Annotated in this window: 2 protein-coding genes; both read left to right on the plus strand. The window is 35.3% G+C overall.

Annotated elements, in window-relative coordinates; translation table 11 throughout:
* Positions 1-766, plus strand: a 766-nt coding sequence (locus M0Q24_RS11440; protein WP_295050775.1) for a hypothetical protein, incomplete at its 5' end; no start/stop codon positions are given.
* Between the two features lie 1,878 nt (positions 767-2,644).
* The coding region (locus M0Q24_RS11445; RefSeq protein WP_295050777.1) for a hypothetical protein at positions 2,645-3,518 on the plus strand (874 nt) is incomplete at its 3' end.

The raw sequence follows: 3,518 nt of genomic DNA on the forward strand, positions 1-3,518 counted from the left end.
CGGACCGGCTTACATATGGAGCGATTGGTGCGGTTCTGACGCCGGAACATTGATTGAAACAACACCAGTCAATCTTTGCGACGTTGGAACGGCCGGAACAGTAGGTTTTGACGGTTCAAAATGGAGTTGGGATTGTATAGACGGGGTTGTTTCTCAATCTTGCCGGGCTTATCTTGCCACCACAGAACCGGTTGACGGAACTTGCGGTGATTGGAACGGCGAAACGTTTAACACGTGGCCACCGTTAACGGAACTTTGCGAATTAAGAACGTCGCTAGTTGTTCCGTCTATGGTGGAAACGATTAATGGATACACTTGGACGTGTTCCGGTATAAACGGCGGGACTAGCGACTACTGTTACGGCAATAAAACTTCGCCACCATTAATGCCGGAACTACCGGCCGGTAGCTTAGACGACTGTTCAGGGCTTTCAATTTTGGAGGGGCTTGTTTGCAATATGGGCAACACGTTAAAAACAATTTTTTTGCCGTCTAGCGAAAAAATTAACGAACTCAATCAAGCAATAAATAAAATGGCTAGCAAGTTTCCTTTTTCTTACATATCAAAAGCAACGGAAACATTTAATGACGTAAAGGGAAACATTACAGAAACATCTCTGTTAGAATTGTCAATAATGGGAAGCGAAAAAAGCAGTATTGATTTTTCCACGATTGCGTTTTTTGATTATATTAAAATGTTAACGACAATTTTAATCGTTTTAGTTTTTTCTTTTTGGTTGATTAGATTTATTAAGCATATTTTTTGACTATGGTTTTAGATTTTTTTATTAGCGTTATTATTTTAATAATTGACAACACGATCGTCAGATTTTTTCCGGCCGAAATACCCGGGTTGACTTTGACACAATTTGAAAGTGGTTTTGACTCTTTGGTTTCCGGGTTTCAAAATGCTTTTAATTTATTACAGTCATTTTTCAATATAGAATTGCTTTTTGGACTTTTAGGCGTTATTTTTCTTGCGGAGTTTATGCTACATTTTGGCTTTAAGGGTATAAAATGGCTAATTAATGTTATCAGGGGCAGTGGTGCTTGAAAAGTTATCCACAGTTTTTCCACAGCTAGTGTTTGCTTTTTTTAAGACGGGTGTTATAATAAATTAAATTGCTGGGCGAACTATAACGGCAATTAAAAAAAGGTTATAGATAAAAATGGTGATTACGCTTTTTTTAAGAGGTGAAAAAAATGGAGGCGTATTGCTTATTGTCCAAAACGTTAGGCCATAATCTCTATTGCGTTTTGGAAATTACCGCCACTAGCGTTTTACCGCTAGTTTCCATAGGAAATAAAAAGAAGTCGCGAGAGTTTAGAGATTGATTACGCCGGGAAAAAACGGGATCGTAGTCATCGGCGCAACGAGGTTTTTTAATACTTCTATAATTTTTCTAATACTTCCATTTTATACGGGCTTTAATAGTAATTATCTTTTTTTAATAATTGAAAAGGACAGGCGAAAAATTATTAAAAAAAGATAATTTCCATTAATAAAAAGATTATGACAATAAACTGCTCTGAAATAGACGGAGGATACGTTTGCGAAACGAACGACTCAACGCCGGAATACATTACTTTTATCTCAACGCCGGACGGCGGATTTTGGTTTAATGAAACAATCACGCCAACAGATTTTCTTTTGACATTTTTCGGATTTATTTTTTTAATTTTTTTGATAACGCGCGGGATTTTCAATTTTATTTTAAGGACTTATAATTACATAAAATCGCACATATGATTGAGTTAACTTTTTCAACATTTTTCGGATATATCGTGGCGCATACTTTGCTAGTTATAGTCACACTTTTTCTTATTAGGTTTTTGTCTGATATAAAAAGACGCTATGATTGAAATAATTTTCAACAATCTTTTTTCTTTAACTGATTTTTTTATAATCCAGATTTTAACGCTTTCAATTTTCCTTGTCATTATTTTCGGGATGATGTATATTATAGATAAATAAAAGGTCGGATTTTTAATTAGAAAAGTTAAAAGCAATTAAAGAAAATGATTACCATACCAGAAACAGCGGTGGCAGATTTGACTGCTCACTTAGGAACACTTTTTACTGACTTATGGGTTATTATTGCGTTGATCATAGGACTACCTCTTGGTTTCTATGTTATCAACAAGGTCATCTCAATGTTCGGTAAGAGGACAAAATAGTTTCGCGCCGGGTTGCGTATTGCTAAATGGTGCTAAGGGTTCGCGCGTAAAGAAGCACCTCTTTCCCGGCTAAAACTTTTTATATTTTTTATTAAAACTATGGTTGACATTACTACTTCCAACATAAACGAAATTATTGAAATTGCTAAGGAGCTTTTTTCGGATTTAGCGCCCTTTCTTTTTTTAATCCTTGGGATTGCTCTTGCTTTTCGTATTCTGAAATTATTGGTGCTTCTTTTTATGCCGGGTATATACGGGAAAAATGCTTGGGACGACGACGATTATGACGACGACGATTAATAATTAATTAAATAAAATATATGTTTTTTGAAATAACAGAAGGAAATATTGATACAATGCTTGGTTATATGGGCGGATTGATTGGCGATTTAATGCCATTAATTTTGATTTTTCTTGGAATAACGATTGCTCTTTTTATTTTTCGGTCTATTGCTAAAAATTAATCAATGAAAAGTATTATTTTTACATTTGCGAAACGTTGCTTGCTTCTTGGAATACTATTTTTCGCATTGCTTGGTTTTCAAGGAAAGGCCAACGCGTCAACACAGAATATCTTTATAGATGACTTTCAATCTTACAATTTAGGGGCAACAAAAACAGAACTTGAAAATAATAGCTATTATTATCCCGACCTTTCATATTATGACTACCCTATTATCAAAAATGACAATGGTTTTATCGGTCTTGGCTCAACAAACAGGGGGATAGATTTTATTTATGATCCACCAACAGATATAACAACAACACCAACAGATATAAAATCTTTGTTTTTTACTATAAAAGCAGAAAATGGTGTCTATAAAGATAGTCCCTCTTGGTGGCAAGTTTATGGAAATGGTCAAACACAATCATTAATCCAAGCATTGTTTTCAATTAACCAAAACGGTCTAGTTAAAGTTCGTGACTCAAAAAATGCTATTACTCACGAATACACACCAACAGATTTGAATGAACCTATAGACTTTGAAATAACGTTTAACCAGATAACTGGAGTTTATACCTTCAAAATTAACGGAAACATAATTTTTAGCGGAGAAACATATTCTTCTATTAGCAATGAACCTATAGATTTTTTCCGTTTTACGGGTAGTGGTTTTGGTATTGGCGTCAATAATCCTTATATTATAAATAATGTCGCTTTTGTTTATGGTGATTTTAATCCGTTTGACGCCGATCCGGCTTACATATGGGCGGATTGGTGCGGTTCTGACGCCGGAACATTGATTGAAACAACACCAGTCAATCTTTGCGACGTTGGAACGGCCGGAACAGTAGGTTTTGACGGTTCAAAATGGAGCTGGGATTGTATAGACGGGGTTG

The sequence above is a fragment of the Sulfurimonas sp. genome (genome assembly GCF_023228785.1).
Classification (GTDB): domain Bacteria; phylum Campylobacterota; class Campylobacteria; order Campylobacterales; family Sulfurimonadaceae; genus Sulfurimonas.